General features: G+C 66.4%; 28 protein-coding genes. 10 read left to right on the top strand and 18 right to left on the bottom strand.

Annotated features, from left to right (window positions below; all coding sequences use genetic code 11):
* Positions 1-360: 360 nt before the first annotated feature.
* Positions 361-2,016 (bottom strand): fumarate hydratase, encoded by a 1,656-nt coding sequence (locus tag QX073_RS10505; protein WP_316225722.1) that lies wholly within the window; start codon positions 2,014-2,016, stop codon positions 361-363.
* A 116-nt stretch (positions 2,017-2,132) separates the two neighbouring features.
* Between QX073_RS10505 and QX073_RS10500 the strand changes: the two genes are divergently transcribed.
* The 4 genes from QX073_RS10500 (at position 2,133) to QX073_RS10485 (ending at position 4,247) form a co-directional block, all read left to right on the top strand.
* Positions 2,133-2,816, top strand: a complete 684-nt coding sequence (locus QX073_RS10500; RefSeq protein ID WP_316225721.1) for an alpha/beta hydrolase — start codon at positions 2,133-2,135, stop codon at positions 2,814-2,816.
* A 103-nt stretch (positions 2,817-2,919) separates the two neighbouring features.
* Positions 2,920-3,237: a hypothetical protein gene (locus QX073_RS10495; RefSeq protein ID WP_316225720.1), complete on the top strand. Its 318-nt coding sequence runs from the start codon at positions 2,920-2,922 to the stop codon at positions 3,235-3,237.
* Positions 3,238-3,380: 143 nt separating this feature from the next.
* The gene (locus QX073_RS10490) at positions 3,381-3,860 is read left to right on the top strand and encodes a hypothetical protein (RefSeq protein WP_316225719.1); all 480 of its coding nucleotides are present in this window, start codon (positions 3,381-3,383) and stop codon (positions 3,858-3,860) included.
* 162 nt (positions 3,861-4,022) lie between these two features.
* The gene (locus QX073_RS10485; protein ID WP_315716033.1) at positions 4,023-4,247 is read left to right on the top strand and encodes a hypothetical protein; all 225 of its coding nucleotides are present in this window, start codon (positions 4,023-4,025) and stop codon (positions 4,245-4,247) included.
* A 42-nt stretch (positions 4,248-4,289) separates the two neighbouring features.
* On the opposite strand, the gene QX073_RS10480 is transcribed toward QX073_RS10485, so the two are convergent.
* The 11 genes from QX073_RS10480 to flgB all read right to left on the bottom strand — a co-directional run bounded on the left by QX073_RS10480 (position 4,290) and on the right by flgB (position 13,493).
* The gene (locus QX073_RS10480; protein ID WP_316225718.1) at positions 4,290-4,730 is read right to left on the bottom strand and encodes an SRPBCC domain-containing protein; all 441 of its coding nucleotides are present in this window, start codon (positions 4,728-4,730) and stop codon (positions 4,290-4,292) included.
* The gene (locus QX073_RS10475; RefSeq protein WP_316225717.1) at positions 4,730-5,056 is read right to left on the bottom strand and encodes a metalloregulator ArsR/SmtB family transcription factor; all 327 of its coding nucleotides are present in this window, start codon (positions 5,054-5,056) and stop codon (positions 4,730-4,732) included. Before QX073_RS10475 ends, QX073_RS10480 begins: the two co-directional genes overlap by 1 nt.
* A 59-nt stretch (positions 5,057-5,115) precedes the next feature.
* The gene (locus tag QX073_RS10470) at positions 5,116-5,820 is read right to left on the bottom strand and encodes a glutathione S-transferase (protein WP_315716030.1); all 705 of its coding nucleotides are present in this window, start codon (positions 5,818-5,820) and stop codon (positions 5,116-5,118) included.
* 107 nt (positions 5,821-5,927) lie between these two features.
* Entirely contained in the window at positions 5,928-6,899 is a 972-nt protein-coding gene (locus QX073_RS10465; protein WP_316225790.1) for a Tim44 domain-containing protein, read from the bottom strand.
* A 167-nt stretch (positions 6,900-7,066) separates the two neighbouring features.
* Positions 7,067-9,634, bottom strand: coding sequence for a cell cycle histidine kinase CckA (gene cckA / locus QX073_RS10460; RefSeq protein ID WP_315716028.1), 2,568 nt, complete (start codon positions 9,632-9,634; stop codon positions 7,067-7,069).
* A gap of 155 nt (positions 9,635-9,789) precedes the next feature.
* The gene (gene flhB / locus QX073_RS10455) at positions 9,790-10,869 is read right to left on the bottom strand and encodes a flagellar biosynthesis protein FlhB (protein WP_316225716.1); all 1,080 of its coding nucleotides are present in this window, start codon (positions 10,867-10,869) and stop codon (positions 9,790-9,792) included.
* Positions 10,870-10,881: 12 nt separating this feature from the next.
* Positions 10,882-11,649, bottom strand: a complete 768-nt coding sequence (gene fliR / locus QX073_RS10450; protein WP_315716025.1) for a flagellar biosynthetic protein FliR — start codon at positions 11,647-11,649, stop codon at positions 10,882-10,884.
* A gap of 218 nt (positions 11,650-11,867) precedes the next feature.
* Entirely contained in the window at positions 11,868-12,131 is a 264-nt protein-coding gene (gene fliQ / locus QX073_RS10445; RefSeq protein ID WP_008965881.1) for a flagellar biosynthesis protein FliQ, read from the bottom strand.
* 126 nt (positions 12,132-12,257) lie between these two features.
* On the bottom strand, positions 12,258-12,614 hold the full coding sequence (fliE, locus tag QX073_RS10440; RefSeq protein WP_315716024.1) for a flagellar hook-basal body complex protein FliE: 357 nt from the start codon (positions 12,612-12,614) through the stop codon (positions 12,258-12,260).
* 16 nt (positions 12,615-12,630) lie between these two features.
* Entirely contained in the window at positions 12,631-13,056 is a 426-nt protein-coding gene (gene flgC / locus QX073_RS10435) for a flagellar basal body rod protein FlgC (RefSeq protein WP_315716023.1), read from the bottom strand.
* Between the two features lie 29 nt (positions 13,057-13,085).
* Positions 13,086-13,493, bottom strand: a complete 408-nt coding sequence (gene flgB, locus QX073_RS10430) for a flagellar basal body rod protein FlgB (RefSeq protein ID WP_315716022.1) — start codon at positions 13,491-13,493, stop codon at positions 13,086-13,088.
* A gap of 356 nt (positions 13,494-13,849) precedes the next feature.
* Between flgB and QX073_RS10425 the strand changes: the two genes are divergently transcribed.
* On the top strand, positions 13,850-14,917 hold the full coding sequence (locus tag QX073_RS10425) for a flagellar biosynthetic protein FliO (protein ID WP_316225715.1): 1,068 nt from the start codon (positions 13,850-13,852) through the stop codon (positions 14,915-14,917).
* Positions 14,914-15,666: a flagellar type III secretion system pore protein FliP gene (gene fliP / locus QX073_RS10420; protein ID WP_315716020.1), complete on the top strand. Its 753-nt coding sequence runs from the start codon at positions 14,914-14,916 to the stop codon at positions 15,664-15,666. The genes QX073_RS10425 and fliP overlap by 4 nt, the downstream gene beginning before the upstream one ends.
* Before the next feature lie 64 nt (positions 15,667-15,730).
* Here the strand turns inward: fliP and QX073_RS10415 are convergent, their stop codons facing one another.
* Positions 15,731-16,393 (bottom strand): cation transporter, encoded by a 663-nt coding sequence (locus tag QX073_RS10415; RefSeq protein ID WP_315768207.1) that lies wholly within the window; start codon positions 16,391-16,393, stop codon positions 15,731-15,733.
* Between the two features lie 66 nt (positions 16,394-16,459).
* Between QX073_RS10415 and QX073_RS10410 the strand changes: the two genes are divergently transcribed.
* Positions 16,460-16,867 (top strand): helix-turn-helix domain-containing protein, encoded by a 408-nt coding sequence (locus QX073_RS10410; RefSeq protein WP_315716019.1) that lies wholly within the window; start codon positions 16,460-16,462, stop codon positions 16,865-16,867.
* Positions 16,868-17,013: 146 nt separating this feature from the next.
* On the opposite strand, the gene QX073_RS10405 is transcribed toward QX073_RS10410, so the two are convergent.
* From QX073_RS10405 to fliL, 5 genes are all read right to left on the bottom strand, one after another.
* Positions 17,014-20,748 (bottom strand): tetratricopeptide repeat protein, encoded by a 3,735-nt coding sequence (locus tag QX073_RS10405; RefSeq protein ID WP_316225714.1) that lies wholly within the window; start codon positions 20,746-20,748, stop codon positions 17,014-17,016.
* 103 nt (positions 20,749-20,851) lie between these two features.
* A complete protein-coding gene (locus tag QX073_RS10400; RefSeq protein ID WP_315716017.1) occupies positions 20,852-21,622 on the bottom strand; it encodes a flagellar protein FlbB in 771 nt (256 codons plus the stop codon).
* Entirely contained in the window at positions 21,619-22,098 is a 480-nt protein-coding gene (locus QX073_RS10395) for a DUF6468 domain-containing protein (RefSeq protein WP_316225713.1), read from the bottom strand. Before QX073_RS10395 ends, QX073_RS10400 begins: the two co-directional genes overlap by 4 nt.
* A complete protein-coding gene (gene fliM / locus QX073_RS10390) occupies positions 22,095-23,297 on the bottom strand; it encodes a flagellar motor switch protein FliM (RefSeq protein WP_315716015.1) in 1,203 nt (400 codons plus the stop codon). Before fliM ends, QX073_RS10395 begins: the two co-directional genes overlap by 4 nt.
* 20 nt (positions 23,298-23,317) lie before the next feature.
* Positions 23,318-23,812, bottom strand: a complete 495-nt coding sequence (gene fliL / locus QX073_RS10385) for a flagellar basal body-associated protein FliL (RefSeq protein ID WP_315716014.1) — start codon at positions 23,810-23,812, stop codon at positions 23,318-23,320.
* Positions 23,813-24,189: 377 nt separating this feature from the next.
* Here fliL and flgF point away from each other — a divergent pair, with 377 nt between their 5' ends.
* The 3 genes from flgF to flgA are packed head-to-tail and all read left to right on the top strand — an operon-like array spanning position 24,190 to position 26,852.
* Complete coding sequence (flgF, locus tag QX073_RS10380; RefSeq protein WP_315828144.1) at positions 24,190-24,954, top strand: flagellar basal-body rod protein FlgF; 765 nt, start codon at positions 24,190-24,192, stop codon at positions 24,952-24,954.
* A gap of 22 nt (positions 24,955-24,976) precedes the next feature.
* Complete coding sequence (gene flgG, locus QX073_RS10375) at positions 24,977-25,765, top strand: flagellar basal-body rod protein FlgG (protein ID WP_315716012.1); 789 nt, start codon at positions 24,977-24,979, stop codon at positions 25,763-25,765.
* Between the two features lie 19 nt (positions 25,766-25,784).
* Positions 25,785-26,852, top strand: a complete 1,068-nt coding sequence (gene flgA, locus QX073_RS10370; protein WP_316225789.1) for a flagellar basal body P-ring formation chaperone FlgA — start codon at positions 25,785-25,787, stop codon at positions 26,850-26,852.
* The last annotated feature ends 3 nt before the right edge of the window (positions 26,853-26,855 follow it).

Here is a 26,855-nt window from a genome sequence, read left to right as displayed (position 1 = left end):
CTGAGCCCCACGGTAGTCGGAGCCGAGCTGGCCCCACAACAGCAGTGAGCTCCCTTCCCCCTTGCGGGGAGGGGTCGGGGGTGGGGGTCTCCGGGCGCTGAACGCTATGGGCGCGCACACACATCAACCACCAAACTATCGAGAGAGCGAGGTCGCATCGCGCTGCGTTTCCTCGCCCATCAGATAGAGCGCGACTCGTGGACCCCACCCCCAACCCCTCCCCGCAAGGGGGAGGGGAGCGCACCGTCGGCGTGCGAATTCGGTTGCCACGCTACGCGCTCAGGCGAGATGGGCCTCCCCCATACGCCAACGGCCGGGATCGCTCCCGGCCGCCGCAACAAACATCACGCCCGGCTCACCTCAGCCGAGGTTCAGCTCCTTGAAGAAGTCGTTGCCCTTGTCGTCGATGATGATGAAGGCCGGGAAGTCCACCACTTCGATGCGCCAGATGGCTTCCATGCCGAGCTCGGGATATTCGACGACCTCGACCTTCTTGATGCAGTGCTCGGCGAGGTTGGCCGCGGCGCCGCCGATCGAGCCGAGATAGAAGCCACCGTGCTTCTTGCAGGCCTCGCGCACCGCCGGCGCGCGGTTGCCCTTGGCGACCATCACCATCGAGCCGCCGGCCGCCTGAAACTGGTCGACGAAGGAATCCATGCGGCCCGCGGTGGTCGGACCGAACGCGCCGGAGGCGTAGCCTTCGGGGGTCTTGGCGGGGCCGGCGTAGTAGACCGGATGGTTCTTGAAGTAGTCCGGCAGGGGCTCGCCGCGATCGAGGCGCTCGCGCAGCTTGGCATGCGCCGCGTCGCGCGCGACGATCATGGTGCCGGTCAGCGACAGCCTCGTCTTGATCGGATTCTTCGACAGAGTGGCGAGGATGTCCTTCATCGGCTGGTTCAAGTCGATCTTCACGACCTCGCCGCCAAGCGCCTGCTCGACCTCCGGCAGATACTGCGCCGGATGATGCTCGAGCTCCTCGAGATAGACGCCGTCCCTGGTGATCTTGCCGAGCACCTGGCGGTCGGCCGAGCACGACACGCCGAGACCGATCGGCAACGACGCGCCGTGGCGCGGCATGCGGATGACGCGGACGTCATGGCAGAAATACTTGCCGCCGAACTGCGCGCCGACGCCGAGCGACTGCGTCATCTTGTGGATTTCCTGCTCCATCTCCACGTCGCGGAAGGCATTGCCATCCGGGGAGCCCTGGGTCGGCAGCGCGTCGAGATAACGCGCAGACGCCAGCTTCACCGTCTTCATGCACAGCTCGGCCGAGGTGCCGCCGATCACGATGGCGAGGTGATAAGGCGGGCACGCCGCGGTGCCCAGCGTCAGGATCTTCTCCTTCAGGAACGCCAGCAGCCGGTCCTTGGTGAGCACCGAGGGCGTCGCCTGGAACAGAAAACTCTTGTTGGCCGAGCCGCCGCCCTTGGCCATGAACATGAACTTGTAGGCGTCCTCGCCCTCGGCATAGATCTCGGTCTGCGCCGGCATGTTGTTGGCGGTGTTCTTCTCCTCGTACATCGACAGCGGAGCGACTTGTGAGTAGCGCAGGTTCCGGCGCAGATAGGCGTCGCGCGCGCCTTGCGACAGCGCCGCCTCGTCGTCGCCATCGGTGATGACGTTGCAGCCCTTCTTGCCCATGATGATCGCGGTGCCGGTATCCTGGCACATCGGCAGCACGCCGCCGGCGGAGATGTTGGCGTTCTTCAGGAAGTCGAGCGCGACGAACTTGTCGTTCGGGCTGGCCTCCGGATCCTCCAGGATGCTGCGCAGCTGCTTCAGATGGCCGGGGCGCAGAAAGTGGTTGATCTCGCCGAACGCGGCTTCCGACAAGGTCCGCAGCGCCTCCCGCGACACCACCAGCATGTCGCGGCCCAAGACCTTCTCGACCCGCACGCCGTCGGTGGTGATCTTCTTGTAGGGCGTGGTGTCCGGCCCGAGCGGAAACAGCGGCGTGTGCTTGTAGGGCGGGACGGGCTTGGACTGGTCGGGGAAGGCGGTCGGCGCGTTCATGGCGAGCTCGTGGGGTTCTAAAGATGGCCGCCCAAAGCGGTCTTGACAGGTCTGATACGCTACCCGTCGGAAGCCTTGCAAGACATGTCTCGGCACAGCGGCAGAGGGGTACGATCATGGCAAGTTTTGTCCTGATTCCAGGAGGTTGGCACGGCGGCTGGATGTACGCTGCGCTCTCGGCCAGGCTCCAGCAGGCCGGCCATGACGCCTATGCGGTGACCTTGAGTGGATTGGAGCAGACACCGGCCCGCGCCGCCCATGCCGTCAATCTCGACACCCATATCGCTGACGTCATTGATCTGCTGACGATCGAGGACCTGTCCGAGGTCATCCTGTGCGCGCACAGCTATGGCGGCATGGTCGCGACCGGCGTCGCCGACCGCGTGCCGGAAAGGCTCGCCGCACTGATCTATCTCGATGCCTTCGCACCCGAGAACGGCCAGTCATGGTGGGATCTCGCCGGTGATGCGTATCGCCGGTTCGTGATCGAACGTGCCGGGCATGACGGGCTGACGGCGCTGCCGCGCGAAGGCTCCGATCCGCGCCGCCGGCCGCATCCGCTCGGGACCTTCATCCAGGCCCTGAACCTCCACAGTCCGGCGCCGGCGGCTCTGCAGCGCACCTTCGTCTACGCCAGCGGATGGAGCGCAACGCCGTTCACCGCGCAATATGAGCGGCTGCGCAGCGATCCCGCGTGGCGCGTGCACGCATTTGCGTGCGGGCACGATGTCGTGCAGCACGCACCCGACGAGACGTTCGACCTGCTGATCGAGACGGCCCGCGAGGTCGCCGCAACATGACGCCGCGACCAGCGCAATGTCGTACGGCGAGATCGATTGCGATCGGTCGCCGAATTATGTAACCTTAGATTGTTGACCTATTCATTTTCCTCCTGGAGGCGTCATGAAACGAGGTCTCTTCGTTGCCATCACATTTGCTCTTGCCCTGATCACCATGGCCCCCGGCAGCGCCGGCGCGGTCGGTCCCGGCCGTGCGTGCGGCGGCTTCATCGGCATTCCCTGCGATGCCGGTCTCTATTGCGAATTCCTAGCCGGCCAGTGTGGCCGGTTCGACATGATGGGCGTCTGCCGCCGAAAGCCGACGCTCTGCCCGCGCATCTACATGCCGGTGTGCGGCTGCAACTTCCAGACCTACGGCAACGACTGCGAGCGCCGCGCCGCCGGCGTATCGCTGTCGCATTCGGGCCGCTGCTGGTTCTGACGACGCGATCGCGCCGCTGCCGCCGGCAGGTGACCGCGGCCCGTCAACACGCGGTCACGTCGGCCGACGATCTTGTGCGGCCGCGGCGCATCGCGCTTGCATGACCTCCGCGCGCAGGCTTCAATGGCGCGGGGGAATTTGGAATGCAGTCATCGCTTTGCTCATTTGGCCGCTTGGCCGGTTTTGTTATTCTCGTTGCGTTGAGCAGCGCGCTGCTGCCGCAGGCCGCGCGGGCGGATCGCTGCGACGACATCGCCAAGGAATTGAAGAACGGCATCGACGGCATCAAGATCGGCCAGACCGCGGCCGGCACCGTCTATCTCGCCCATCCCAAGGCGCGCGAGATCACGCTCGGCTGCTCATCGAAGAATGTCAGCAATCAATTGTTCGGAAAATCCGAGCGCAAGCCGACACCGGCCTTCATCGAGCTGATGGCGAGCGCGGCGGCGATCGTGTTCACCTTGCCGAAGGACGACATGCAGCGCGGCGTCACACGCTGTTACCGCCGGCTCGGGATTTTCCGCGGCGACGACGTCGCCAGCCGCTACCGCCGGCTCGACATGCGCTGCGCCCGGACCAAGACCGAGTCCTCGATCACGATCAGCCGCAGCAAGGACCAATAGGCCGGGGTGAAGCGATAGCCCTGTCGCTTCCACGCCGGCGGCAGCGATCCGTTCACTATTCGCCGCGCCACCGACAGTTGCAGACAATTCGAACGATCCGGTTGACGAAGTCTTCGTGAGCGATGGCCACGCTTGTCGCAACACCAAGCGAGGAGCTGGACAATGTCCGTTTCGAGCGTTTCGTCGTCATCGCCGCCGCCCTCACCGCCGCCGATCTCGACCGAGACGACCAAGCCGCAGACCCAAGACACGCAGGCGCGGAACCAGACGCAGCAGAGCCAGGCCGTCAATCCCGCCAAGACCGGCGACGAGGCGGCCGCGGAGAAGCAGGCCTCGCGTCCGCCGCTGCCGCCCGGCCAGGGCACCCGCGTCGACATTCTCGCCTGACGATCCCACACCCTCAGGCCAACTTCGTATAGCGGCGGCGCCTCAGGCATCCGCCGCTATACGTGTGATGGCATCGCCGATACGACTCCACCCCTGTCCCATGATGTCGAACTGAAACTTGTTGCCCGGGAAGACGAAGCCGTCATGGACCATTCGCAGATGCGTGCCGCCCTCGGCCGCCGTCAGCGTCCAGGTCACGACGCTGTCGAGCCGTAAGCCGTAGGCCGGATTGGAGTCCGAACCACCCTTCCAGGAATAGCTCAGCAGATGCGGCGGCTCACAGGCGAGCACCTCGCAATGAACGACGCCATCCCAGTCGCCCACCGGCTTGGTGCGGAAGGTGAAGCGATGACCGGTGGCCGCGACGAAGTCGTTCGGCATCAACCATTTCGCGATCAGGTCGCTCGTGGTCAGCGTGCGCCAGATCTTGTCGGGCGAATGGGGCAGATGCTTCTCCACCACGATCGCATGCGTCTCACCCATCACTCGGTCTCCTTCAACAGTGCCTCGAGGCCGGCAATGCGCTCATGCCAGAATGCGCGGTAATGACCGAGCCAGTCGACCAGCGGCATCAGCCCTTTTGGCGCGACGCTGTAATAGTTGTGGCGGCCGTCGCGCCGTTCGCTGACCAGCCCGGCGTCGCGCAGCGCCTTGAGATGCTGTGAGATCGCCGGCTGGGATACCCGCGAGCCCTGCACCAGGCCGGTGGCCGCCACCTCCCCCTCGCGCGCGATGCGCTCGAACACGGCCCGCCGCGTCGGGTCGGCAAGCGTCTTCATGACGGATGTCAACTGGGCTTCGACGGTCATGCGGAATGTATAAGTCAACACTTATACATTGTCAACGGGTGGCGCCGCGGAGCCTCGCCTCACGCATCCAGCGCCTTGTAGTGGCGGAAGATGCCGTCCTCGTTGAAGGCGATGCGGCGCTCGCTGCCGAGATAGGCTGATATGTTGGGCCTGCTGGCGACGCGGTCATGCAGCGCGATGAGGCCCGGGATGTTGCGCTCGAACGCCATCATGCGCTTCGGGAACGCGTAGCGCAGGCCGGCGACGATCTGGAACAGCGACAGGTCGACATAAGTGAGCCGGCGCCCGGTGACGTAGGCGCCACCGCTTTTCGATAGGAGCTGCTCGAAATAGCCGAGGAATTTCGGCACCCGCTCGCTCCAGAACTCGGCGGTGCGTTTCCTGGCCGGCGCGCGCTGGTCCTCGTAGTACAGCGTCGGCCCCAGCGGATGATGCGTGTCATGGATCTCGACCACGAAGTCGGTCACGGTGAGCTGCAGCTGATGCACCCAGAGCTGGCCGGCTTCGGCCTTCGGCGCGAGGCCATGGCGGCTGCCGAGAAACAGCAGGATGTTGGCGGTCTGGCCGATGACGCGGCGGCCCGCTCTCAGGAACGGCGGCGCGAAGGGCGGCGTGTCGCTGACCGCCTCCATCATCGCCGTCATCGTACCGATGCCGTCCTCGCGCGCGACGTCGCGATAGGCGGCGCCCGCCTCCTCCAGCGCGAGCCGCACATATTCGCCCCTGCCCTGGATCATCGGCCAGTAATACAGCTCATAACGCATGGGCCCATCCTCGTTGCCTGTTCATCGCGGCACGCCACTATAACCACGCGCAAAGCAAAAGCGCCGCGGATTGCTCCGCGGCGCCTGATGAGGATCTCAAGTCAGGCTCAGCTGACCTGCTGGATTCCCGACAGCTGCCAATCGGCGCCGGCGTGGCGCAGGAAGGTCCAGATCTCCGTGACCTCCTGCGGCTGGTCGGAGCCCTCGACCACGCGACCCGAGGCGCGCTCGATGGTCTTGTCGGCCAAGGTGAAGCGCATCGCGACCGTGGCATAGTCGGCGCCATTCTCGCGCCAGGCTTCGGCGAGGTCACCCTGCAGCAGCTTCACGGCGCTGACCTTGTTGACCACACCGCGGGCCTGGTTCTGCTCGAGATCGCGCTCGAAATACGAGGCCATCTCGGGCGTCGACAGCAGCCGCAGGCGGCCGACATCCTCGTTCGACCAGGCGGACTGGATCTCGCCGAGCAGCCGCTCGAACGCCTCATAGTCGGCCGGCAGGATCTGCAGCGGCGGCGTGTTGCTGCCACCGCCGAAGCCACCGAAACCACCAAGGCCGCTCAGGCCCGAGCGCAAGCTCGGCTGGCCGTCGGTGGGCGTCGGCGCCGGGCCGGCGGCATAGGCCGGCTGGTTGCGGCGCTGCCACCAGGCCATCCCCATGCGCACCAGGAACACCACCAGCAGGACCTGGAGGATCAGGCCGATGATCGAAGCGAAGCCGCCGAGCCCCGAGAACAGGCCGCCGCCGAACAGCATGCCGAACAGGCCGGCGCCGAGGAAGCCGGCAGCGAGGCCGCCCAGCAGGCCACCGGCGCGACCGCCGAACAGCCCGCCGCGGGAGGGCGCAGCCGTGTTGAAGCCGCCGGGCTGGCCCGGCTGGGTGATGGTGCGGTTGAACTGCGACGCCGGTCCCGGCGCGGTGGCGGTCGGAGGCGGCGCGGAGAAGGTGCGCGTGCCGCGGGAGCCCGAGCTGGAGCCGCCGCCGATCCGGGCGTCGGCCGCCGAGACGGCGAGCACCGTCGGCAGCGCCAGTGAAAGGGCCACGGCCATCGCCTTGAGGAGGCCGCTTTTGCGCTGCATGAAGCTCATCTGTGTTTCCCATAACTCCCCGGAATGGGGATGCCTGTAAGATGGGCACAACCCGCGAAAAGGGAAGGCGGCACGAGGCCGCGCGGCTGCGGCGCGGGGTCGCGGGATGAACGCGCCCGGCCGGCTTGCCAAGGAATTTGCCAAGGAACTCCGGTAACCTATTGCGGCGCCATGGTTTCCTTGACCGCCGCCACGAGCTGGCTGAGCGTGAAGGGCTTCGGCAGGAACGCGAACTGCTGGTTCTCCGGCAGGCTCTTCTCGAACGCATCCTCCGCATAGCCCGAGACGAAGATGATCTTGATCTCCGGATTGCGCTCGCGCATCGCTTTGAGCAGCGTCGGCCCGTCCATCTCCGGCATCACGACGTCGGACACCACGAGATCGAGCACGCCGTCGCACTCGTCCAGCGCCTCCATCGCCTCGACGCCGTTCGACGCCTCGATGACGCTGTAGCCGCGCGAGCGCAGGCCGCGCGCGTTCAGCGCCCGCAGGCCCTCCTCGTCCTCGACCAGCAGGATGGTGCCCTGCCCGGTCAGGTCCGCGCGCGGCTTCGACGCTTCCGCGACGGCCGGCTCCTTGACGGCGCCGTTGGCCGCGTGCGGCTCGGCCTGGACCTCCGGCACGACGATGTGCCGCGGCAGGAAGATCTGGAACGAAGTCCCCTTGCCGACCTCGCTGTCGACGTAGATGAAGCCGCCGGTCTGCTTGATGATGCCGTAGACGGTCGACAGTCCGAGACCGGTGCCCTTGCCGACCTCCTTGGTCGAGAAGAACGGCTCGAAGATCTTCTCGCGGATCTCGGCCGGAATGCCGGTTCCGGTGTCACTGATCTCGATGCGGACGTAGTCGGCCACCGGCATGCCCTTGTAGGCGGCCTGCGCGACCTCGTCGGCCGAGACGTTGGCGGTGCGCACCGACAGCTTGCCGCCATCGGGCATCGCATCGCGGGCGTTGACCGCGAGATTCACGACCACCTGCTCGAACTGCGAGACGTCGACCTTGACCGGCCACAGGTCGCGGCCGTGAACCAGGTCGAGCTTGACCTTCTCGCCGATCAGCCGGCGCAACAGCATCGTCAGGTCGGACAGTGCGTCGCCGAGATCGAGCACCTGCGGCCGCAGGGTCTGGCGGCGCGAGAACGCCAGCAGCTGCCGCACCAGCGTCGCGGCGCGGGTCGCGTTCTGCTTGATCTGCATGATGTCCTGGAACGACGGGTCGGTCGGCTTGTGCGCGTTCAGCAGGAAGTCGTTGGCCATCATGATGGCCGAGAGCACGTTGTTGAAGTCGTGGGCGATGCCGCCGGCGAGCTGGCCGACCATCTCCATCTTCTGCGACTGGTTGATCTGGTTTTCCAGCGCGCGGCGCTCGGTGGTCTCGAGCAGATAGACGATCGCGGCCTCGGTCTCCCGCTCGTCCTCGTCGACGGCGGTGACGAAGAACTGGCCGAAGCGCTCCTTCGCGCCCTCCAGCATCACCTCGACCGGCGGAATGTCCGCCTGCCCTTCCGAGGCCTGGTTGATCGCGGCGATCAGCAGATGCCGGTCGCGCTGGCTGACGGTGCGGAAGATCGATTTCGCCGCAGCCACGTCGCCGCTGACGCTCTGCGCCAGCTTGGCGTAGCGCGCATTGGCCCTGACCACGGCGCCGCCGCGGTCGACGGTGGCGATTGCCATCGGCGTATGGTCGAAGAAGCGCATGAAGCGCACCTCGGCGGCGCGCTCCGGATCGGAGCGCTCGTCGCGGGCGCGGCTGATGACCAGGGTGCGCGAGGCGCCCGGCTTGCCGTCGGCGCCGAAGGCGAGCTTGTGGTAGAGCCGCGCCGGCATGGTCTTGCCGCCGCGCATCTTCAGGTCGATGTCGAACACCTCGGTGCGGACCTCGCCGGGCACCGCCACGATCGAGGTCAGCAGCGACGCGCCGTCGCCGGAGACGACGTCGGCGAGCTTCAGGCCGCCCGAGCCGATCTCGGCGAGATCGTAGTCGAGCCAGTTGGCGAGCGTGGCATTGACGTAGACGAGGCTGCCTTCAGGATTGACCGAGAAGAAGCCGCACGGCGCATGGTCGAGATATTCGATCGCGTGCTGCAGCTCCTGGAACACGTCCTCCTGGCGCTCGCGATCCCGGGTGATGTCGGCGATCGACCACACCGCGTAGCGGGCGTGGCGCTTGGTCTGGCCGAGCGGGCGCACGCGCATCCGCAGCCAGCGCCCCTGCGCGCCTTCGGCCGCGGTGATGCGCACCTCCTCCTGCTGCCGCTTGCCCTCGCGCGCCGCCTTCAACAGCCGGAACACGGCCTCGGAGACGTCGGGATTGCCGATGAAGACGCGCTCGACGGGACGCGCCTCCTGCGCGGTCGCCGCTCCCGTCATGTTGAGATAGGCGGCGTTGGCGTAGACGACATGGCCGCGCGGATCGGTCACCGCGAGGCCATCGAAGGCGTGATCGGCGATCGCGCCCAACACCGGATCGTCGGTCGACTTGTCGGCGAAGCGGACGATGCCGGCGGCGAACGCGAACAGATTGAACAGGCCGACGGTGGCGAGCAGCGACAGCAGGCCGAGAATATAGGGCTGCGCCTGGGCGCGGCCGATCGTCATCAGCGCGATCGCGACCGCGACGAGGCCGAACGCCACCAGCAGGATCAGCAGAATGCTGCCGCTGCGGCGCGGCCGCTCCGGCAGGCTCACCTGATCCTGTAACCCATCGTTGTCGGAATCGGCGCTCATGGCTCGGGGACGCGACCTGTCGGCTGGGAGCCCCAGCCCGTTCGCGCGGCTCCCCCTTCCACCTGCCTGAATCGACGGGTCAAGCGCAAGCCCGTCAAGCCGATATTCCATGATTTATCCGTATTTTGCGGTCCGTCCATGGACCGAATCGGTTGTCATCGCGGGCGACCCGAGAGGTTGCGCCGCAGCCCCATCACGTAGCCGATGATCTCAGCGACGGCATGATAATGTTCCACCGGGATCTCCTCGTCGATCTCGACGGTGGCATAGAGCGCGCGCGCCAGCGGCACGTTCTCGACGATCGGGATGTCGTGCGCCTTGGCGACCTCCCGGATCTTGAAGGCGATGTTGTCGACGCCCTTGGCGACGCAGACCGGCGCCGCCATGCCGCGCTCGTAGGACAGCGCGACCGAGTAGTGGGTCGGGTTGGTGATGATCACGGAGGCCTTGGGAACCGCGGCCATCATGCGCTTCTTCATGCGCTGCTGGCGGATCTGCCGGATGCGTCCCTTGACGTGCGGGTCGCCTTCCGACTGCTTGAACTCCTCCTTCATCTCCTGCACCGACATCTTCTGGCGCTCGTACCATTGCCGATACTGGAACAGGTAGTCGCCGATCGCGACCAGGGCGAGCAGCGCGACCACCGAGCCCATCAGATGCGTCGTCAGCGAGATCGTGACGCCGAGCAGCTCGCTGACGTCCATATGCAGCAGCGATTCGAGGCGCAGCCGCTCCGGCCACAGGATCATGACCATGACCGTGCCGAGCAGCACGAGCTTGAACAGCCCCTTGGCGAAATTGGCCGCGGCCTGCTTGCCGAACAGGCGCTTGGCGCCGGCCAGGGGCGAGATCTTGCTCAGGCTCGGCTTCATCGGCTCGCCCGACCAGACCAGGCGATGCTGCATCATGTTGCCGGCGATCGCCGCCAGCATCACCATCAGGATCGGCACGCCGATGGCCGCGATCACGGCGAACGACAGGCTGCGCGCCAGCGCCAGCAGGCCGGCGCCGTCGGTGTGGATCATCCAGGAATTGGCGATCAGGTTGCGCATCGGCACCAGCACCGCGGTGCCGATCGAGCCCGAGAAGGTCGACATCACCAAGGTCGCGGAGGCGATCACGAACCAGGTGTTGAGCTCCTGGCTCTTGACGACGTCGCCGCGTTCGAGCGCCTGGTCCAGCCGTTTTTGCGTCGGGTCTTCTGTTTTGTCTTCGGAATCGGCCTCATCGGACATCGATCGGCCCTCTCACCGCGGCATCATCTCGTGCATGACGCCTTCGAAATAGCCGAGAAACGTTCCCATCATCGCGGTCAGGACCAGCGCGAAGATCAGGAAGCCGATCAGGATCGAGAGCGGCGCTCCGACGAAATAGACCTGCATCTGCGGCATCAGCCGCGCCAAGACGCCGAGCCCGATGTTGAAGACCAGGCCGAACACCAGGAACGGCGCCGATAATTGCAGACCGATCTTGAACGCCGCGGCAAACGCCTTGGTCGCCAGCGAGGCGACGTCGCCGCTCGGGATCAATTCGCCCGGCGCGAAGATCTTGTAGCTGTCGCTGAGCGCGGCGATCACCAGGTGATGGCTGTCGGTCGAGAACAGCAGGGTCACGCCGAGCATGGTGAGGAAGTTGCCGATCAGGACGCCCTGCTGTCCCTGCGTCGGATCCACCGCGGTGACGAAGCCGAGTCCCATCTGCTGCGCGATCACGGAGCCCGCGACCTGCAGCGCCGACAGCGTCACCCGCGCCGTCGCGCCGAGCACGATTCCGATCACGATCTCGTGCACCATCATCACCAGGAGCGGCGACAACGCCTGCAGGTCGACCTGATAGGCCTGACGGTGCAGCGGCAGCACGATCATCGTGAGCAGCAGCGCGGTCGCGAGCTTGATGCGGACGGGGATGTTGACCTCGCCGAGGCCCGGCAACAGCATCACCATGGCGCCGACGCGCGCGAAGGCCAGCATGAACACGGCGGCCAGCGCCGGAAGGAAGGATATATCGATGCGCATCGTCCGCCGTCACGGCCCTTTCGACCGCATGCTGGTGCGGCACGACGGTCTTTGAAGAGACAGCCTCTGAAAAGACAGCCTCCGACGAGGCAACCTGCGAAGAGCTTGCCCGAAAGGCTGCCCGCGCGCGCCCGAAAGCAGCAGCGCCCCCCGCACTGCTCCTTACGACCGCTCGCAGCGCCCTCACGCAGGCCTGCCCTGCCGCCCCGGACATTGCCTCATCCGCCGATGATTCGCGACGAGATCCGCATCATGTGCGAATGCAGCGCGTCCGCCATGAACGGCAGCGCCAGCAGCAGCGTCACGAAGATCGCGATGATCTTCGGCACGAACACCAGCGTCTGCTCCTGGATCTGCGTCAGCGCCTGGAACAGCGAGACGACCACGCCAACCACGAGGCCGACCACCATCAGCGGCGACGACACCAGCACGATGGTCCAGATCGCATCGCGCGCCACATCGAGCGTTTCAGCTCCCGTCATGTCCTGTCGTTCCTCACTGTCAATCGGCTCCGGTCCGGCACCCGCCTCATCGCGCGCAGTCGCGGCAGACGGCAAATCCCCTGGGCGCATCAGGCACGTGGCGGCCTGAAGCGTCACGAGCTGCGCCTAGATCGTCATCTTCATCACGTCTTCATAGGCCTGGATCACGCGGTCGCGCACCGACACCAGCGTCGACACCGCGACGTCGGTCTCGGCGACCGCCGTGACGACATCCATGACGTTTGCCTTGCCCGCGGCCATCGCGACCGCCTGACTGTCGGACTTGCGTCCGGCCTCCATCACGCTGCCGATCGCGTCCTTCAGCACCGCGCTGAATGACGGACCACCCTTGTCGGCGCCGTTGCCGCTACCGAGCACGTCGCGCACGCGCCCAAGGCTGCCGAAGGCACCGCTCGAGCCGCCGGTGTCGAGCACGCGCGCGGAATTCGCGTAGGCATTCGCTGCGGAGATTGGGGAGGCCATGACTTTCGTTCCTGTCCTAGGTCTTCAGAATGTCGAGCGTGCGCTGGATCATGCGGCGCGTGGCGCCGATGATGTTCAAATTCGCCTCGTAGGACCGCTGCGCATCACGCATGTCGGTCATCTCGATGAGCGGATTGACGTTGGGGTACTTGACATTGCCGGACGCGTCCGCGGCCGGGTTACTGGGGTCGTATTTGACGCGGAACGACGATTGATCGGGCACCACCTTGCCGAGTGCCACCACCTTGGCGTCGAGCGCACGATCGAGTGCCGAGGTGAATGTCGGGACCTTGCGGCGATACGGATCGCCGCCCGCCTTGGCAGCGGTCGAATCGGCATTGGCGATGTTCTCGGAAATGACGCGCATACGTCCCGCCTGCGCACGCAGGCCGGAGGTCGCGATGCTCATCGAGCGGAGGAAATCGCTGGAGTCGTTTGCCATGCTTGTCGGTCTCTGTCCTTAACCCGAGCTCAGCCCTTGCCGATCGCCGTCTTCAACAGATGCAGGCTCTTGCCGTACAACGAGGTCGCCGCGGCGTAGTCCATCTGGTTGGCGGAGACCTTCAGCATCTCCTCTTCGAGGCTCACCGCGTTGCCGGCGGGCCTCGTCTGAAATCCGACCTTGCGGTTCTGGTCGAAGCTCGCGCTCTCGCCCGATGACGGGGCGATGTGCGCGGTGCTGGTCCGGGTCAGCGACAGCGGCGCAAAGCCGCCGACCGCCTGGCCGGTTGAATCGAACTTCGGCTCAACCAGATCCTTCGGCTTGAAGTTTGGCGTATCCGAATTGGACACGTTCTCGGACAGCACGCGCTGGCGCTCCTGATGCCATTGCATCTTGGTCCGCAACGCCGACAACACGGGGAGATCGTTGATGGACATGGCGCTGCTCGGTTGTGTCCGACTACCGGACGGTTTGGGTAGGTAGAAATTGCCGTGCATATGGTTAACAGGGAGTTAAGAAAGGGTGCGATGCCCACCGGGACTATCCCGGTGTCTTGACGAATTCTTAGGAAAGTGCCGGGGTCCCAGCCGACCGATGCATCATTCCGGGACGGCGCGGCTCGCCAAGAAGTCGTTTTGGCCCGGCCGATTCATGGGTTATTAAGAGGCGGAGCGGCAGTTCCTGCCGTCATGCGTTAACAGGTTGGTTCCGGTTCTGAAGCTCCGTTCGCTGCCGGCGATGCGTTGGACAGACGAAAGACTTCGAAAGGACGCGGTATTTGCCGGGGACAGAGATGCAGGCACTGACGTTCTTTTTTGCATTCGTGGCGGTGCTGGCGCTGATCGGCCTCGCCGCTTGGCTGGTCCGTCGATTCGCGGGCAATCGTCTCGGCACCAACCCGAATCGCGGCCGCATGCCCCGGCTTGCCGTGATCGATGCCGCCGCCGTCGATGGCCGCCGCCGTCTCGTGCTCGTGCGCCGTGATAACATAGAGCATCTTCTGATGATCGGCGGGCCGACCGACATCGTGGTCGAATCCAATATCGTGCGCGCCATGCCGGCGCGCGAGCAATTGCCGCAGCGGCCGGGCATCAGTGCCGAGCCGCCGGCGGCGCGCATCGCGCCGCTGCCGGATGCGCCGTCCTGGGCCGACAACGAGCCGAAGACCGAGGCCGCCGAGCATGCCGAGTTGCAGATGCCGGAGCCGCCGCAGCGCCCGATGCGGCCGTCGTTCATCGATGAGGTTCGCCGCACGGCGCCGACTGCCGCAGAGCGGCGTGAGCCGGCACCGGCATTTCCGCCGGAACCACCGCTCCCTCCGCGCCGTCCCGACCCCCGCCAGGACCTCCGGGCGGACGTCCGTGGAGAACCGCGCGGCGGAGACGAAGCCCGCCTGGAGCCGCGCCCCGAGCGGGTGGCCCGCGGTGAACCAGTGATGCCGCGCCCGTTGCGCCCCGCCGAGCCGCAGCGTCAGGCCGAGGCGCAGCGCCCTTCCGAGGGGCCCCGGCTGCCGCCGGTGCGGAGCGCTGAGCGCGCAGCCGAGCGCGTCGAGCGCGCGGCGGCGCCGCCGCTGCCGCCGGTGGCCCAGATGCCGCCGCCCCCGCCCCCGGCTGCCCCGCCGCCCGCAGCGGCCGATTCGAGCGCCGAAGCCAATCTGGCCGAGATGGCACAACGGCTCGAGGCCGCACTGCGGCGTCCATCAGCCGATCCGTCGGCTGCTCCGGCCTCGGGTCCCCCGGCGCTCCGGGCGGCCGCGCGCAACGAGCCGCCTGCGGCGCAGGCCGCGCCGGTCAAGACCAGCTTCGAGAATCTGGAGGACGAGATGGCCTCGCTGCTCGGACGTCCGAAGTCGTCTCAGTGAGATCGCTGCTTCCCCCGCGTAGAGTTGTCTTCACCGCTGTTCTGACTGCCGCCGGTTTACTGGCGGGACGTGCTGCTGCGCAGGACATCAGCATCAATCTCGGCGCCGGCGGTGGCGGCGTCACCGAACGCGCGGTCCAACTGATCGCGCTGCTCACGGTGTTGTCGATCGCGCCGTCGATCCTGATCATGATGACGTCGTTCACGCGCATCGTGGTCGTGCTGTCGCTGCTGCGCACGGCGATGGGCACAGCGACCGCGCCGCCCAACTCGGTCATCATCGCGCTCGCGATGTTCCTCACGGCGTTCGTGATGGGCCCGGTGCTGCAGAAATCCTATGATGACGGCATCCGGCCCCTGGTGGAAAACCAGATCGGCGTCGAGGACGCGCTGCAGCGCGCCTCGGTGCCGCTGCGCGGCTTCATGCAGAAGAACGTGCGCGAGAAGGACCTGAAGCTGTTCATGGACCTCTCCGGCGAGCCGCCGCCGGCGACGCCCGACGACCTGTCGCTGCGCATCCTGGTGCCGGCTTTCATGATCTCCGAGCTCAAGCGCGCCTTCGAGATCGGTTTCCTGCTGTTCCTGCCCTTCCTGATCATCGACCTCGTGGTCGCGTCGGTCTTGATGTCGATGGGCATGATGATGCTGCCGCCGGTCGTGGTGTCGCTGCCGTTCAAGCTGATCTTCTTCGTGCTGGTCGACGGCTGGTCGCTGGTGGCCGGCAGCCTGGTGCAGAGCTACGGCGGGTAGGTTTCACCTCTCGGTGTGAGCGAAAGCCAGTCGGTCGTGACTTTCCATTGACACGTGCCCTCGATCAGTTCGCCCGGATTGGGCTTGCGACGGGGCGCGATGTGGGGGAGCCGCGCAACTCGATGCGAGCTCGCTGTATGATGTGCCAGCCACCGCTCGAACCAAGCGCGGCCATGATCGCCGCCACAATGAGATCCGGCCATGCCGTGCCGGTGCCGAACACACCGGCTGCGGCCGCGAGTACGGCGACGTTGCCGATCGCATCGTTCCGGGAGCAGATCCAGACCGACCTCATATTCGCGTCGCCGATCCGGAAGCGGTAGAGCATGAGGGCCACGCCCGCATTGGCGACAAGGGCGAGCATGCCGACGATCCCCATCGCCTTCGCCTCCGGGAGGGTGCCGGTCATTGCGTGCCAGACAGTGGAGGCAAGGACAAGGACGCCAAGCAGGACGAGCGACCAGCCCTTCAGAAGGGCGGCGCGCGCTCGCCAGCTCAGCGCCAGTCCCGCCACTCCGAGGCTGATCGCATAGTTGGCCGTATCACCGAGGAAGTCGATCGCGTCCGCCTGCAGCGAGGCCGACCCGGCCGCCACGCCTGCTGCGATCTCCGTCAAAAACATGGCTGCGTTGATAGCCAGCGCAATCCAGAGCGCACGACGCCAGCGGGGGCTGTCCAGTTCCCTCGGAGGGGAAGAGGAACAGCAGTCGTCATGACAACCAGGCATATCGTCGCCTCTTACAAGATGATGCGACGTCCTATATGGACCCTGTAGCCACTATAGGGTCAAGCCATGTCACGACTGACCATCGGCGACCTCGCGAAGCGGACCGGCACCAAAGTCGAAACGATCCGCTATTATGAGCGGATCGGTCTGCTACCTCTTCCGGCGAGAACCGAGGGCAATTACCGAGCCTATGACAACGACCAACTGGGGCGACTGAGCTTCATCCGGCGTGCCCGCGACTTGGGCTTCTCCATCGACCAGGTCCGTGACCTGCTGGACCTCGCCGATCAGCGAGACCGCTCGTGCGACGCGGTCGACGTCATCGCCGGCCAACACCTGGCAGAGATCGAACGCAAGATCGCGGACCTCGTGGCGCTGCGCGACGAGCTTGCCGATGTCATCGGGCGCTGCAAGCACGGCACCGTTGCCGACTGCCGCATCATCGAAGCGCTTGCGCCGCATCGCTCTGACTGAACGAACGAGACAATGGCGTCGCAAGGCAGTCTCGACCTTTCGTCTGGACGCGCGTCGGGCGGATTGCGGACAGCATCGCGATGAGCTCGGCTTCGGCCTTGGTCGGCTCATCTGGTGGCTCTCCGGCTCTGCGTGCGGCGTTGAGATCAACGGCCGGCGATCGCCTGCTTGACGCCCTGGATGCGCGGCAAGGCGCCGGTCGCTTCCGACGGGGCCTTCGCGGCATCCTTGCCGCCGTCCGGTCCCTTGCCGGTGGCATCCGGGAAGCGCGCCCGCATGTCGCGGAGGAAGCCGTCGAGCGTGTCGACACTCGCTGCCATCTTCGCGATCTGCGCGAATTCGGCGCTGGAGCCGCTCGCCGGCTTGCTGGCGACGTCGAACGCGATCTTGTCCGCCTCGCCGGTCATCAGCGGCGCATATTTCTCGCGGAAGCGGGCGAGGCCGATGGCGTCGTCGGCGAGCGCATAGCCGACCACGGCGCGCAGGATGTCGCCGCGCTCCGCCGGATTGAGCGGGCGGAAATCGCGCCAGCGATCGCCGTAGTAGAGCTCGATCTGCTCGGACGCCTCGCGCCAGCGCCGCGACGCCCAGTAGATGTCGGAGCGCAGCCGGATCGCCTCGCGGCCGCCGATGTTGCTGATGATGTCCAGCCCGAGGTCGTAACGACCGATGTCACTGTTGGCGCGCGCCTCCAAGAGCAGCCGCTGCTGGCGCAGCTCGCCCGCGAGATCGGCGATGCGGGTGGTGCGCAGCGCCTCGATGGCGCGGTCCGGCTTGCGGTTGGTGAGGTAGACCATGGCGAGACGCGCGGCGACCTGGGCGCGCGCCGCACCTTCGAGGCGGTGGTCGACTTGGTATTGCAGAAGCTCGGCGGCCTGGTCGAGCAGATCGATGCCGACCAGGCGGTCGGCGAGCTTGCGGATCATCTCGTCGCCGCGGCGGCCGATCGGAGTCAGCTCGCGAAACCCGTAGAAGATGCTGAGCGCATCGACCGGCGGAAGCTCGTCGGCCTTGCCGCTCAGGAACAACTGCGAGAACAGGCGGGAGGCTGCATCCTGGGCCTGCCGCGCCAAGTCGGAGTTGGGCATCAGGCGGGTGGCCTGGCGCGCGGCCTCGAGCGAGTCCGCGTAGCGCCCGGCCTCCTCGTAGAGCTGCGCCATCATCTGCAACGTCTGCACCTCGATGGCGTCGCCGCGCCAGATCGCCTGCAAGATCTCCAGCTCCTTCAACGCGTCGGGCGGCTTGATCTCGCCGCGCTTCTGCAGAAGCTTGATCTCGAGCAGCTTGGCCTCCGCGGCCGCCATGCGGTCGTCGGAATTGACGGCGAAGCGATAGTCGTCGAGCGCATCCTTCTCCTGCGCCATCGCCTCGGCAAGCCGGCCGCGCAGCACGGCGATGTCGGGCTTCATGTCCGCGGGCACGCCGATCACGTCGAGCTCGGCGCGCCGCTTCGCGGCGCCGGCGAAATCCTTGATCTCGAGCGCCGACTTCATCGCGTCAGCGATCACGACGCGCTGCAGGTCGAGCGGCAGCGAGGCGATGGCGAACTCGACGTTCTTCAGCTTCTCGCGCGCGTCCGCGAACTTGCCCTGCCGGGCGAAGGCGAGGCCCTTCCACATCTGGGAGTCGAAATTGTTCCCGATCGACGGCGTGGCGAGATCCTTGAGCCCCTGGTCCGGCCGGCCCATCAGGATGCTCGCCACCGCGTGGATCATCAGCATGGCGGTCTCGTCGGTGCGCGGGTCGGCGTCGGAGATCATCAGATTGGTGACACCGCGCGCTTCCGGATACATCGCTCGCGCCATGTAGAAGCGCGCCAGCGCCAGCCGCGCCTGCGCCCGCCGCTCCGGCTCGGCGTTGGCCGCGGCCTTGATCAGGAGATCCTCGCGCGGCACGAACGGCTGGGTCTGGTTCTGCTGCCATTCGTCGATGTCGAACATCGGCCTGACAGCGGTCGGCGCCCGCTCCGGCGAGAAGCCGATCGACGACAGCGTCAGCCCGCCCGGCCGGCCCAGGATCACCTTGTCGGGCGCGATCTCGACGGCGACGTCATCCGAATTCGGACGAACCGCGATGCCGTGGATGGAATCGAGCAGCGACAGATCGACGAAATCCTGGCGCTTGATGAAGCCGCGGATCGGCGGCGGCGCCGTCACGACCAGCAGCGTGTCGCCGGCATCCGGGTCGGTCACCCGGTGCAGCATGCCGGCTCCGGGATTGGCGAGCGGCACCATCACATTGGCAAGCGCGGGATCGGTGACGTTGCGCATCACCATCAGCGGCTGCTGATTGGCCTGGCCCTTGTCGGCGAACGACAGCATCCAGCTGCGCCCGCCGTCATCGCTGCCGAGCGAATGCATCTGCGGGCGGTTGAGCCGGATCCGGATGGCCTGCCCGTTATCGAGCGACATCCTGTTGACCTCGCCGATGATGGCGCCGCCCTTGGCGCGGATGGGCTCGACGTCGACGGGCTTGGTCGAATCGAACACCATCCATACCGTATCGCCGCGGCGGAACAGCGCCGCCGGCGTGACCTGGCCGAAGCCGAAGGTGAGCCGCAGGCCCTCACTGTCGCGCAGGGCCTCCAGGGTGGCGGCTCCATTGGCTGCCTTCTCGGCCGGCTTGGTTTCGGCAGGCTTGGTTTCGGCAGACTTGGTCTCGACGGGCTTGGCGGCTTCGGCTTTGCCGGCCTCCGGCTTCATCGCCTCGGGCTTCGCTGGTTCGGATTTGACGGCTTCGGGCGCAGCAGCTTCAGGCTTGGCGGCCTCGGGCGCGGCTTCGGCCTTCGCGGCGGCGGGCGCGGCAACAGCCGCTGCCGACAGCGCCGGCTGGGCTGCGGGCTCGGTGGCCGGCGCCGCGACCGCAGGCGCCGGCTTGGTCTCCGCCTTCATCTCCTTGGCGATGGTGTCGGAGGTCGGCGGCACGATCTCGGGCTGCGCAGCCTGCTTGGGCTTGTCGCCATTGGGCTTGCTGCCGTTGGGTTTGTCGGCCGCGGCCGCCTTGGCGCCCGGCAGCGTGTCCGAGGAGACTGCGGAAACCTTCTTGTCCGGCTGCTGATAGGCGACGTCGATGTTGTAGTTCTTCTCCTCGCGGAAGGCGCGAACGTCGACCTCGCCGACCAGGCCGAGCTCGACGACGGTCCTGCTGCCGTCGATGCGCTGGTTGATCGCGGCGACGTTCGGCGGCGCGACGAGCTTGGCGTCGGCGAGATCGAAGGACAGCGGCGCGGTGAAAAACAGCGACAGCTTCTGGTCGTTGAGCACCGAGGAGATGCCGACACCGTCGGGGATCTCGAACACGAAGCGCACGAAGGTCGGCTGCACCAGCGCGCGGACGCGGATCGGCGGCCGCTTCTTCGATTCCGCCTCGGCGCGCTGCAGCCGCAGCGCCTTCTCGGCGGCGCGCGCGCGCTCGGCGAGCTCGCGCACGACCTCGGCCGGCAGCGGCGGCGGCGGGCCGGTCCAGCTGTCGGGCAACAGGTCGATGAAGACGCGTTCGCCCGCGGTCATGGTGTTGACGCGGACCTTGCGCGACAGCGACAACCGCAGCGCCGAGCCGTCGGGGTCGCCGCGGGCCGATGAGATATAGTCGGGCGCAGCATCCACCCAGCGGTCGATCGGAACGGTGGCGGCGCGATCGAACCTGATCAGCAGAATCGAGCCGGCGGTGGTGACGTCGGCGCTGACGTCCTCGGCGAATTTCAGCACCAGCCGCGCATAGCCGTCCTGAGCCGACAGGCTCGCCTCGCCCGGCACCGGCGCAGCGCCTGCCGCGACCGTGGACAGCACCAGACCGATGACGATGGCCGACAGCAGGGCAAGGCCGGCGCGCGCCCGTGCGCGGGCCTTCGACCGCAATCCAATGGGAGTCGTGCGCGCCATGGTCACAAGCTTCCGGTTCGACATCCGCAACTTGACGGATACGCCTGCCCCGCCACGCCGGAAATCTAGGTGCCGGCGTTTAAGGGCGCATTAAACATGCGGCTCAATTGCTCTTCACAGGCACGATCTTGCCCTCGATCTTCGGCAGCTCGGCGCTGGTCTCGGGCCTGTCGGCGCCGGCCCGGCGCGCGAGCTCGACGGTGAGCCGCTCGGCGGCCTCCGGCGTCATCAGACCGAGAATGTCCGACATCTTGCGCGGGGCGATCTGCGAGGCGATCTCGATCAGCACCGACATCTCGAGCCGGTCGAACACCTTGGCGGCATCCTTCGGCTTCATGCCCTCGTACATCGTGACGATGCTCTTGAAGCGGGCGTTGTCGGCCTCGGTCTTGGCGGCCTGCGCGCCGGAAATGCGGCCCTCGATCGCCTTCATCTCCTCGGTCTTGGACTGGATGCGCTGCTCGGCGGCGCGCAACAGGCTCTCGCGGATGTCGATCTCGCGCGCGCGCGCGTCGAGCTCCTGGCGGCGGGACTGCAGCCGCTCGAGGATCGCCTTCTCCGCCGGCGACACCTGCTGCTGGTTCTCCTCGGGCTTGATCACCACGCCCTCGGGCTTGGTGTCGGGAGCGGCGGGCTTGGGCGCCTCCTCCTTCTTCTCCTTCGGTGCGCCGTGCGTGGAGCCGGTGACGATGTCGTTGTCCTCGCGGCCCGGATAGCCCAGGTTCTCCTGGGCCCAGGACCGCTTGGTCGGGTGAGGGTCATAGTCGAAAACGTAGCCGCCATCGATCACGAGGCCGGCCACCTTCAGGACCGCAAGGCAGGCCACCGCGATCAGGACGACGGGAATGACGCGGATGTTACGAAACGCATTCATGCGGCAAGGCCACCAGTCCTTCGACGTTCGGAGAATGCCTGGGCCGCGGCGGCAACCGCCTTGGCACTGGAGACGCGCACTGGCTCGGTCGTGATCGCCGGCACCGGCGCAGGCGCAGGCTCCGGCGCGGCTTCAGGCGAGGTGACGGGTCGCGCGGCGCTGGCGATGCGCGACAGCCGGCGCACCACGCCGTCGCTCTCGGCGAGCTGCTTGCGCAACTGGTCGGACATCTGCGTCGCGGCGGCGAGCTGATTGCCGAGATTGTCGTTGACGTCGCGCACCGCGAGCTTGAGGCCGCCGATCGCCCGCTCGGCGATCTCGGTCGCGGTGATCAGCTCCGCGATCACGGCCTTGAGCGAATGCTCGTCCGCCTTCAGCCGCTTAAGCCTGGAATTCAGCAGCATGCAATAGCCGATGGTCAGCACCAATAAGACCGCCACCAGGCTTTCGATGATCAATCCGAGGGAGTGGTTCATTGGGCCTCCATCAACTTGTTCTGGCCTTCTGCGCCTTCGAACATCGCAAGCGTCGTATTCGGCTTGCGCAAATTCTTGGTGACACGGATCGCGACGCGGTCGCCGACCCGGCCCATCCGTCCTTCCGTCAGCATGGTGCTGCCGCAGCGGACCGCGACCAGCGCATCGGGACGGATGTCGAGCGGCAGGGTGTCGCCGACCTTCAGCTTCATGAGCTGCTTCAGCGGCACGTCGGCCTCGTAGAGCACGGCGTCGACGGCGATCTCGGCCTTGGCGATCTCGGTGGCGAAGTGGCCTTCCCAGACGGGATCGCGGCCGAACTTCTCACCCATGAACATCTGCAACAGCACCGGCCGGATCGGCTCGATCGTCGCGTAGGGCAGCAGCAGCTCGATGTTGCCGCCGCGGTCTTCCATGTCGATCCGCAGCTTCACCAGGATCGCGGCATTGGCGGGCCGGCTGATCGCGGCGAAACGCGGATTGGTCTCGAGCCGGTCGATGGTAAAGCGCACCGGCGACAGCGGCCGGAACGCCTGCTCGGCATCGCTCAGCACCACCTCGATCAGGCGCTTGACCAGGTTGGTCTCGATCGTCGTGTAGGGGCGACCCTCGACGCGGAGCTGGGTGTTGCCGCGGCGGCCGCCGAGCAGCACGTCGATGATCGAATAGATCAGGGTCGAGTCGACGGTGGCGAGCCCGAAATTCTCCCACTCCTCCGCCTTGAACACGCTGAGCACGGCGGGCAGCGGGATCGAGTTCATGTAGTCGCCGAAGCGCACCGAGGTGATGCGATCGAGCGAGACCTCGACGTTGTCGGAGGTGAAGTTGCGCAAGGACGTCGTCATCAGCCGCACCAGGCGGTCGAAGACAATTTCGAGCATCGGCAGACGCTCGTAGGAGACCATCGCCGAATCGATGATCGCGCGAATGCCGGAATGGTCGTCGAGACTGACCTCGCCGGCGGTGAAGCCGAGGAGATTGTCGATCTCCTCCTGCGACAGCACCCGCTCGCCGCCGTTCTTGGTGGCGCCGAAATCGCGGCTGCCGTCCTCGACCATCGCGGCCCATTGCAGGGCCATCGATTCGGTGAGTTCATTGGCTGCTGCGGCTTCCGCGGCCTCTGTGGGATCCTCCGAGTCGAGCGAGGCTTCCCATTGCGCGGCTATCGCATCCTGGTCGACTTGATCGTTGCCCGCCATGATCGTTGAGCTTCTTTGCCTTACTGGACCACGATTTCCTTGAACAACACCGCGTTGACCTGGTTGGGCGCCAGCGCGACGTTGACCCGCTTGGTGAGCTCCTCCTTGAGCCGGAACAGGCCCGCCGAGCCGTTGAGGTCGCTCGGCCGGAGCTCGCGCAAGTACGTCTGGAAGATGTCGGTGACGCGCGGCAGCGTCGGCTTGATCGACTCGACCTGCTTCTCCTCCTTCACCTCGAGCACGATCTTCACTTTCAGATATTGGACGCGGTCACCGGGATTGCCGACCAGGTTGACGAGAAGGTCCGGCACCTCGACGAAGGCCGGCGGCTTCGGCGGCGGCGCCGCCTCGGCGTGATGCTCGTCGTTCTTGTGGCTGAAGAAGAAGAAATAGGCCGCACCACCGACGCCGAGCAGCGCCAGCGCGCCGACGACCATGATGATCAGCTTGAGCTTGCTCTTCGGCGAGCCTGCTTGCTCCTCGCCTTCGCCTGCTCCGGCGTCGTTCTCGGCCATAGCTTTCGGATCCTTCCGGAAAATCGAGCCGATGCCGCCAGAAAGCTTAATGACGCGAAACCAACGCTCCCAGCGCATCTGCGCTTTGTTGAGTGAACGCTACGGTAACAATGGTTAACGGAAGCTTTCTTTTGCCGAGGCGGTGGGAAAATCTTGCCGGGCAATTATGGTTAGCGAGACGTTATTGCCGGGCGTTTCGGACGCCATCGAAACTCTAATTCATTGATAAGAATACGATTTTCATAGTGGCACGGCTTTCGCTGTACCCCTTGCGAACCCGCCGGCTTGGGAGAGCTGAACGGTTCGTTGAAGACCCGGTCGAGACCGCCTTGGGAGAGGTGCCGCGAACGGGATTCGTTAAGAGGGGAGATCGACCGGTGGAGAACGCGCTTCTCATCGGATTGTCGCGACAGATGGTGCTGGAGCGGCAACTCGACGTCGTTGCCAACAACGTCGCCAACGTCAACACCAACGGCTTCAAGGCCGATCAGCAGCTGTTCGAGGAGTATCTCTCCTCCGGCGCGCATGAAGACAATTTTCCGGGCGCCGCCCGCAGGGTGTCCTATGTCCAGGACCGCGGCACCTATCGCGACTTCTCGCAGGGCTCGATGCAGCGCACCGGCAACGCGCTCGACGTCGCCGTCACGGGCGACGGCTTCCTGACGGTGCAGACCGCGGCCGGCGAGCGCTACACCCGCGACGGCAATCTGCACATGAACAATCTCGGCCAGCTCGTCACCGCCGCCGGTGACCTGGTGCTCGGCACCGGCGGTCCGATCGTGTTTCAGCCGACCGACCACGACATCAACATCTCGCCCGACGGCACCGTGACGGTGGTCGAGGGCGTCAACCGCACCGACTCGATCCGCGGCAAGCTGCGCATCGTGAACTTCGCCGATCCGCAGGCCGCGCAGAAGCAGGGCAACAACCTCTACGCCGCCGCCGGCGGCGCCACCCCGCAGCAGGACACCAAGTCGACCGTGCAGCAGGGCTACATCGAGAAGTCGAACGTCAGCGCGGTCGGCGAGATGAGCAAGATGGTCGAAGTGATGCGCGCCTACACCCAGGTCGCCAACATGCTCCAGGTCCAGAGCGACCTGCGCAAGAACGCGATCGAGAAACTCGCCGACGTTCCGGCCTGACAGATCTTGAAGGAGACGTGACATGCAGGCGCTTCACACCGCTGCGACCGGAATGGCGGCACAGGAACTCAACGTTCAGGTGATCTCCAACAACATCGCCAACCTGCGCACCACCGGCTTCAAGAAGCAGACGGTGGCGTTCCAGGACCTGATCTACGAGCACATGCGCCGCGTCGGCGCGCAGTCGTCGGACCAGGGCACGATCCTGCCCGTCGGCATCGACATCGGCGGCGGCGTCAAGACCGTCGGCACGCCGCGCTCGATGACGCAGGGCACGCTGTCGCAGACCGGCAACGATCTCGACCTCGCGATCTCGGGCGAGGGCTTCTTCAAGGTGCTGATGCCCGACGGCACCTTCCAGTACACCCGCGACGGCACCTTCCAGATGGACAATCAGGGCCGAATCGTTACCGCCCAGGGCAACCCGGTGCAGCCGACCATCACGATCCCGCAGAACGCCTCGGGCATCACCGTCAACGCGCAGGGCCAGGTCTCGGTGACGCTGCCGGGCTCGACCACCTCGAACATCATCGGCCAGCTCCAGGTCACCCGCTTCATCAACAAGGCCGGCCTGCAGCCGGTCGGCAACAACCAGTTCACCGACACCCCCTCCTCCGGGCCGCCGCAGGACGGCGTCGCCAACCAGGACGGTCTCGGCAGCATCACCCAGGGCAGCCTGGAGCAGGCCAATGTCGATGTCGTCAGCGAGATGAGCGAGCTGATCGCCGCCCAGCGCGCCTACGAGATGAACGCCAAGGTCATTTCGGCCGCCGACCAGATGCTGCAGTCGACCACTGCGCTGTTCCGCTGAGGTTCGAAGGGAGATCGCCATCATGACCCGCACCGTCCGTCCCTTCCTGGTCGCAGCCGCCCTGCTCGCCTCGACTGCGCTGTCGGCGCTGGCCGGCGAGGCCGACGACCAGATCAAGGCGCCCGTGCTGCGCTCCACCGTGAACGTCACCGGCGACATCGTTCGCGTCGGCGACCTGATCGACAATGCGGGCGTCGCGGCCAACGTCGCCGTCTATCGCGCGCCCGACCTCGGCACGACCGGCGTGCTGCCGGCCGCGCAGGTGATCGCAACCCTGCGCACCCACCAGGTGATCGGCGTCGAGGTCCGCGACATCAAGGAGGTCGCGGTCACGCGGCTGGCGCGCGCCGTCGACGCCAAGGAGATCAGCACGACGGTGGCCCAGGCGCTCGATCACCGCAATGGACTTGGCGATGCCGCCAACCTCAGCATCAGCTTCGACCAGCCGGTGCAGGACCTCAAATTCGAGGCCTCGACGTCGGGCACGCTGGCGCCGACCAGCGTCCGGTTCGACCCGCGCAGCGGCCGCTTCGACATCACCTTGGAGCTCGGCCATGCCAATGGCGCGAGCCCGACCAAGCTGCGCTACACCGGCACGGCGATCGAAACCGTCGAGGCCGTGGTGCTGACCCGCAACATCGACCGCAACGAGATGATCCGCTCAGGCGACCTGCAGACCGAGCGGCGGCCGCGCGCCGAGCTCGGCGGCGGCGACCCCGCCACGCGCGAGCTCGCAGTGGGCATGCAGATGCGCCGCCCGGCGCGCGCGGGCCAGGCGCTGAAGACCACCGACCTCGCCAAGCCCGACCTCGTGCAGCGCGACCAGGCGGTCACGCTGATCTTCCAGACCGCCGGCATCTATCTCACCACGCGCGGCAAGGCGCTGGAGTCGGGCACCGAAGGCGACGTCGTCAGCGTGCTCAATCTGCAGTCCAAGCGCACCGTGACCGGTCGCGTCTCGGGTCGCGGCCAGGTCTCCGTCGACATCGCCGTCGCCAAGCCGGCGCAGACCTCCGAAGCCGACATCGCCGCACCCGTCGCCGTCGCCAGCCGCCTTCCCACCTCCGCCACCCCGAAAGCCGAGTAAGTT

Origin of the sequence: Bradyrhizobium sp. SZCCHNS3052 (assembly GCF_032484495.1) — a bacterium.
Taxonomy (GTDB): domain Bacteria; phylum Pseudomonadota; class Alphaproteobacteria; order Rhizobiales; family Xanthobacteraceae; genus Bradyrhizobium.
The sequence above is the reverse complement of the archived record's forward strand: the minus strand, read 5'-3'. Positions and strand labels throughout refer to the sequence as shown.

Bases quoted from the DNA above. Each gene is read 5' to 3' on its own strand.
- QX073_RS10505 (WP_316225722.1), bottom strand. From the start codon at position 2,016: ATGAACGCGCCGACCGCCTTCCCCGACCAGTCCAAGCCCGTCCCGCCC.
- QX073_RS10500 (WP_316225721.1), top strand. From the start codon at position 2,133: ATGGCAAGTTTTGTCCTGATTCCAGGAGGTTGGCACGGCGGCTGGATG.
- QX073_RS10495 (WP_316225720.1), top strand. From the start codon at position 2,920: ATGAAACGAGGTCTCTTCGTTGCCATCACATTTGCTCTTGCCCTGATC.
- QX073_RS10490 (WP_316225719.1), top strand. From the start codon at position 3,381: ATGCAGTCATCGCTTTGCTCATTTGGCCGCTTGGCCGGTTTTGTTATT.
- QX073_RS10485 (WP_315716033.1), top strand. From the start codon at position 4,023: ATGTCCGTTTCGAGCGTTTCGTCGTCATCGCCGCCGCCCTCACCGCCG.
- QX073_RS10480 (WP_316225718.1), bottom strand. From the start codon at position 4,730: ATGGGTGAGACGCATGCGATCGTGGTGGAGAAGCATCTGCCCCATTCG.
- QX073_RS10475 (WP_316225717.1), bottom strand. From the start codon at position 5,056: ATGACCGTCGAAGCCCAGTTGACATCCGTCATGAAGACGCTTGCCGAC.
- QX073_RS10470 (WP_315716030.1), bottom strand. From the start codon at position 5,820: ATGCGTTATGAGCTGTATTACTGGCCGATGATCCAGGGCAGGGGCGAA.
- QX073_RS10465 (WP_316225790.1), bottom strand. From the start codon at position 6,899: ATGCAGCGCAAAAGCGGCCTCCTCAAGGCGATGGCCGTGGCCCTTTCA.
- cckA (WP_315716028.1), bottom strand. From the start codon at position 9,634: ATGAGCGCCGATTCCGACAACGATGGGTTACAGGATCAGGTGAGCCTG.
- flhB (WP_316225716.1), bottom strand. From the start codon at position 10,869: ATGTCCGATGAGGCCGATTCCGAAGACAAAACAGAAGACCCGACGCAA.
- fliR (WP_315716025.1), bottom strand. From the start codon at position 11,649: ATGCGCATCGATATATCCTTCCTTCCGGCGCTGGCCGCCGTGTTCATG.
- fliQ (WP_008965881.1), bottom strand. From the start codon at position 12,131: ATGACGGGAGCTGAAACGCTCGATGTGGCGCGCGATGCGATCTGGACC.
- fliE (WP_315716024.1), bottom strand. From the start codon at position 12,614: ATGGCCTCCCCAATCTCCGCAGCGAATGCCTACGCGAATTCCGCGCGC.
- flgC (WP_315716023.1), bottom strand. From the start codon at position 13,056: ATGGCAAACGACTCCAGCGATTTCCTCCGCTCGATGAGCATCGCGACC.
- flgB (WP_315716022.1), bottom strand. From the start codon at position 13,493: ATGTCCATCAACGATCTCCCCGTGTTGTCGGCGTTGCGGACCAAGATG.
- QX073_RS10425 (WP_316225715.1), top strand. From the start codon at position 13,850: ATGCAGGCACTGACGTTCTTTTTTGCATTCGTGGCGGTGCTGGCGCTG.
- QX073_RS10415 (WP_315768207.1), bottom strand. From the start codon at position 16,393: ATGCCTGGTTGTCATGACGACTGCTGTTCCTCTTCCCCTCCGAGGGAA.
- QX073_RS10410 (WP_315716019.1), top strand. From the start codon at position 16,460: ATGTCACGACTGACCATCGGCGACCTCGCGAAGCGGACCGGCACCAAA.
- QX073_RS10405 (WP_316225714.1), bottom strand. From the start codon at position 20,748: ATGGCGCGCACGACTCCCATTGGATTGCGGTCGAAGGCCCGCGCACGG.
- QX073_RS10400 (WP_315716017.1), bottom strand. From the start codon at position 21,622: ATGAATGCGTTTCGTAACATCCGCGTCATTCCCGTCGTCCTGATCGCG.
- QX073_RS10395 (WP_316225713.1), bottom strand. From the start codon at position 22,098: ATGAACCACTCCCTCGGATTGATCATCGAAAGCCTGGTGGCGGTCTTA.
- fliM (WP_315716015.1), bottom strand. From the start codon at position 23,297: ATGGCGGGCAACGATCAAGTCGACCAGGATGCGATAGCCGCGCAATGG.
- fliL (WP_315716014.1), bottom strand. From the start codon at position 23,812: ATGGCCGAGAACGACGCCGGAGCAGGCGAAGGCGAGGAGCAAGCAGGC.
- flgG (WP_315716012.1), top strand. From the start codon at position 24,977: ATGCAGGCGCTTCACACCGCTGCGACCGGAATGGCGGCACAGGAACTC.